Source organism: Rhizobacter sp. (assembly GCF_031412495.1).
Taxonomy (GTDB): domain Bacteria; phylum Pseudomonadota; class Gammaproteobacteria; order Burkholderiales; family Burkholderiaceae_C; genus Schlegelella_A.
Genome location: NZ_JANODC010000111.1, coordinates 1 through 3,926, shown reverse-complemented (window position 1 = coordinate 3,926; position 3,926 = coordinate 1). Strand labels below are relative to the sequence as shown.

The window sequence follows — 3,926 nt, the reverse complement described above, 5'->3', positions numbered from 1 at the left end:
GCCTCGATCCTGGCCGAGTCGAGCTCGCGGCTCAGCGTGAAGCTGCGCCGGAACAGCGGCGTGCGCAGCTCGCTGTGCAGCAGCTCGATGTGCTCGGGCACCTGCACCTCGGCGGCGCCTTCGATCGTCAGGTTCTCGCCGTCGACGCGGATCTGCAGGCGCTCCTTCGACACGCCCGGCATGTCGGCGAGCAGGGTGATGCCGCTCCCGTTCTCGACGATGTCGACCGCCGGCACCAGTGCCTGCTGCGGCGCGTTCCTGGCCTGGTCGGTCTTCGTCACAGAGGTGTTGTCGCTCATGACAGTCTCCTTGTTGTCCTTTCCCATCAGTTGACCGTGATCTGGCGGGGCTTCGACGACTCGCGCTTGGCCACCGTGACGTGCAGGACGCCTTCGCGCATGCGCGCCTCGACCTTGGCCGGGTCGGCGTCGTCGGGCAGGGCGATCACGCGCCGGAACGTGCCGGCGAAGCGCTCCTGCGCGTAGACGGTGTCGCCTTCGTTGCGCTTGGGCGTTTCGCTGTTGCGTTCGCCGGCGATCACCAGCAGGCCCTTGTCGACTGTGACCTGCAGCGACTTGGCGTCGACGCCGGGGGCGAAGGCGATCACCTCGACGGTGTCGGGCGAGCTGCCCACGTTCACCGCCGGGAAGGTGCCGCGCGCCAGGGCCCGGATGTTGCTCGCCGCGCCGGTCTGGAACACCTGGTCCAGGTGCTGCTGCAGCCTGGCCAGCTCGGGGAACAGGTCCCCGGCGATCTGGAATGAACCGATCATCGATCTCTCCTGTTCGGCAGCCGAATCAAGAGCGGGCAGCGACCCCATGTCCATGCCCGCCGCCGGGCGGCCGCACGCCCGGCAGCCTGCGGTCGAGGCGGGTGCCGTGTTCCGCAGCGTTCCGAAGCTAGGGGCCGGCCGAAAGCTTTTCAAGAGCCGGCATCATCGCCACGACCGACCGGAGCCCGCCATGCGCATCGCCATCCTCGACGACTACTTCGACACCCTGCGCACGCTGCCCTGCTTCGGCAAGCTCGACGGCCACGACGTGACCGTCTGGACCGACCACGTCCAGGACGACGACGTCCTCGCCGAGCGCCTGCGCGACACCGAGGCGCTGGTCCTGATCCGCGAGCGGACGCAGATCCGGGCGCCCCTGCTCGCCCGCCTGCCGAAGCTGCGCCTGATCAGCCAGCGCAGCGTCTATCCGCACATCGACATCCCCGCCTGCACGGCGCAAGGCGTCGTCGTCTCGTCGAGCCAGCATCCGGGTGCGCCGTCGTACGCGGCGGCCGAGCTGACCTGGGGCCTGGTCATCGCCGCGATGCGGCAGATCCCGCAGCAGGCGGCGGCGCTGAAGCAAGGCACCTGGCAGACGGGCGTCGGCAGCAGCCTGCGCGGCAAGACGCTCGGCATCCTCGGCTACGGCCGGATCGGCAGCGAAGTCGCCTCCTACGGCCGGGTCTTCGGCATGGCGGTGCGGGTTTGGTCGAGCGCGGCCTCGCGGGCCCGCGCCGAGGCCGACGGCCATGCAGCCGCGGCCAGCCAGGCCGATCTCTTCGCCAGCGCCGACGTCCTCAGCCTGCACCTGCGCCTGGTCGACGCGACGCGGCACATCGTCGGTGCCGCCGACCTGGCGCGGATGAAGCGGACGGCGCTCTTCGTCAACACCAGCCGGGCCGGGCTGGTCGCCCCGGGCGCCCTGGTCGCCGCGCTGCAGGCCGGCCGGCCGGGCAGCGCCGCGGTCGACGTCTTCGAGCAGGAGCCGCTGCGCGACCCGCAGCACCCGCTGCTGCGCATGGACAACGTCGTCTGCACGCCGCACATCGGCTACGTGTCGCGCGACGAGTACGAGATCCAGTTCGCCGACGTGTTCGACCAGATCCTGGCCTACGTCGAGGGCCGCCCCATCCACGTCGTGAACCCGGCGGCACTGCGCGCCGGCTGAGTCGGCCTCAGGCCGGCGGTCGCGGCCGCTCGCCGAGGCCGATGTCCAGCGTCATCTCGCTGGCCAGCGCCTCGAGCCGGCTGCGCAGGGTCTCGGTGTCGAGGTTCCTGGGCACGAGCAGGTGCGCGTCGACCTTGAACGTGCGCTTGCCGGCGGCGGGGTCGCCCATGATCCCGGTGTGCAGGTTCTCGACGCTGACGCCGCTCTCGGCCAGCATGCGGGTCAGGCTGCTGACGATGCCCGGGCGGTCGTCGCCGACCAGCTCGACGTCGATGCCGCGCAGCCCGCCCGGCGTCGCCGCGCCGTCGCTGCGGGCCACGACCAGGCGCAGGCCCGACGAGGCCTCGAGCCCGCGCAGGCCGGCGGCCAGGGGCTCGGCGTTGTCGCGCGGCACCTCGAACTGGACGACGCCGGCGAATTCGCCGGCATGGTTGCCGAGGCGGCTCGAAGCCCAGTTGGCGCCGAAGCGCTGCGCCTTGTCCGAGAGCAGGCTGACGATGCCGGGCCGGTCGGGGCCCATCACGGTGACGATGAGCGACGTCGTCGCCTGCGGATCCGGCTCGGTGAGGACGACCGCCTTGCGCAGCATCGGCGCGCGTGTCGCGAAGCGCGGGTCCTGGGCCTTGGCCGGCAGCTCGCCGTGGTCGCGGGCGTGGCGGACGACGCGGCCGAGCAGGTCGAGCCCCATCGGCGCCAGGGCCCGCTCCCACAGCTCGCGCGCCGTCTCGTTCTTGGCCACGAAGCACCAGTCCTGGGCGGCGATGGCGCCGGCGTCCCAGCCGTCGGCCAGGTGGTAGACCGTCCCGCCGGCGATCGCGTCGCCCTCGAGGATGGTCCACTCGACGGCGGCGATGCCGCGGTGGCGCGGCAGCAGGGACGGGTGGTAGCCGACGCCGCCGAGCCGCGAGCGGGCGAGCGCCTCGTTGCTGACCCGGGCGTGCGTGTGCGCGGCGAGGATCAGGTCGGTCCCTGGGGGAACGGCATCGCCGGGGATGAGCTTCGGGTTCTCGTGCACGAAGACCGGCAGACCGGCGGCCCGTGCCGCCACCGCGACGCGATCGTCGGCGGCCGGGGCGACGACGCACGAGAACTCGACGCCTTCGGTGCCGCGCAGGGCCTCGAGCACGGTCGCGCCGAAATAGCGGGAACCGACCAGTACGCACTTCATGAGCCGGTCCCCTGGACGCTGCGACCGGCAAATTCTATGAGGCGCCCGGTCAGCCGGAGGACGGGTCGGCGGCCATGCTGCCCGCACCCAGGTAGTCCTTGATCCTGTACACACGCGTCCCGACCGCCTGGACGGCGCTCAGCAGGGCCTCGTCGGTCAGGCCGAGCGCGTGGGTCCAGCGTTCGACCGCTGTCCGGTCGCCGAGATCCACCTCGGCCGTCGAGTCGGGATCGCCCGCAGCGCTGCTTTCTGTGCTCTTCGTGATGTCCTCTGCCCGCCGCATCGAGCAAGGCGTGTTCCGGAGCGAGGCAGGGGCATGTCGATTGCTCTCTCGAGGGCAAGGAGATCACGATGACCACAAAGAGCAAGTCCGGCGACGACCTCGGCCCGGGCACCGGCATCGGCAACGCGGCCGGCGCGTCCGGCGCCGGCGCGGCGCGCGAGCCGCACCAGAAGGCCACCGGCCAGAAGAGCAGCAACGAGCGCGGCAGCGCGACGCGGAGCAAGAAGAACCCGGGCAAGCGCCCACGGCAGGGCGGCAGCTCGGCCTGATTCGTCCTTGCCGCGACGCGGCCGTCCGGGGCGGGCTCGGCCCGGCCGTGCTGTCCGGACGCGCTCGCCGGAGCCACCGGCGAGCGAAGGCACCGCCGAGACTCCGCTGCGCGGCGCGCGGGCGTTAAGCTCCTGCGCCAGCCGTTCCCGGAGACTTCCATGCCCCACCTGCCCGGCCTCGCCTTCGACCTCGGGGACACCATCGCCATGCTGCGCGACAGCGTGCAGCAGTTCGCCGACGCCGAGATCGCGCCGCGTGCCGCCGC

The 3,926-nt window shown here is 72.2% G+C and carries 6 protein-coding genes; 2 read left to right on the top strand and 4 right to left on the bottom strand.

Features of this window, described 5'->3' with window-relative positions; genetic code table 11:
* Positions 1–299, bottom strand: a 299-nt coding sequence (locus tag AC30N0_RS04045) for an Hsp20/alpha crystallin family protein (protein WP_489516648.1), incomplete at its 3' end; no start/stop codon positions are given.
* Positions 300–325: 26 nt separating this feature from the next.
* Positions 326–769, bottom strand: a complete 444-nt coding sequence (locus tag AC30N0_RS04040; RefSeq protein WP_489516649.1) for an Hsp20/alpha crystallin family protein — start codon at positions 767–769, stop codon at positions 326–328.
* Between the two features lie 193 nt (positions 770–962).
* Between AC30N0_RS04040 and AC30N0_RS04035 the strand changes: the two genes are divergently transcribed.
* Positions 963–1,940, top strand: coding sequence for a D-2-hydroxyacid dehydrogenase family protein (locus AC30N0_RS04035; RefSeq protein WP_489516647.1), 978 nt, complete (start codon positions 963–965; stop codon positions 1,938–1,940).
* Between the two features lie 7 nt (positions 1,941–1,947).
* Here the strand turns inward: AC30N0_RS04035 and AC30N0_RS04030 are convergent, their stop codons facing one another.
* Positions 1,948–3,108 (bottom strand): ACT domain-containing protein, encoded by a 1,161-nt coding sequence (locus AC30N0_RS04030; RefSeq protein ID WP_489516646.1) that lies wholly within the window; start codon positions 3,106–3,108, stop codon positions 1,948–1,950.
* Between the two features lie 49 nt (positions 3,109–3,157).
* Complete coding sequence (locus AC30N0_RS04025) at positions 3,158–3,391, bottom strand: DUF3606 domain-containing protein (protein ID WP_489516645.1); 234 nt, start codon at positions 3,389–3,391, stop codon at positions 3,158–3,160.
* Positions 3,392–3,459: 68 nt separating this feature from the next.
* On the opposite strand from AC30N0_RS04025, the gene AC30N0_RS04020 reads away from it, so the two are divergent.
* Positions 3,460–3,660: a hypothetical protein gene (locus AC30N0_RS04020; protein ID WP_489516644.1), complete on the top strand. Its 201-nt coding sequence runs from the start codon at positions 3,460–3,462 to the stop codon at positions 3,658–3,660.
* Positions 3,661–3,926 lie beyond the last annotated feature (266 nt).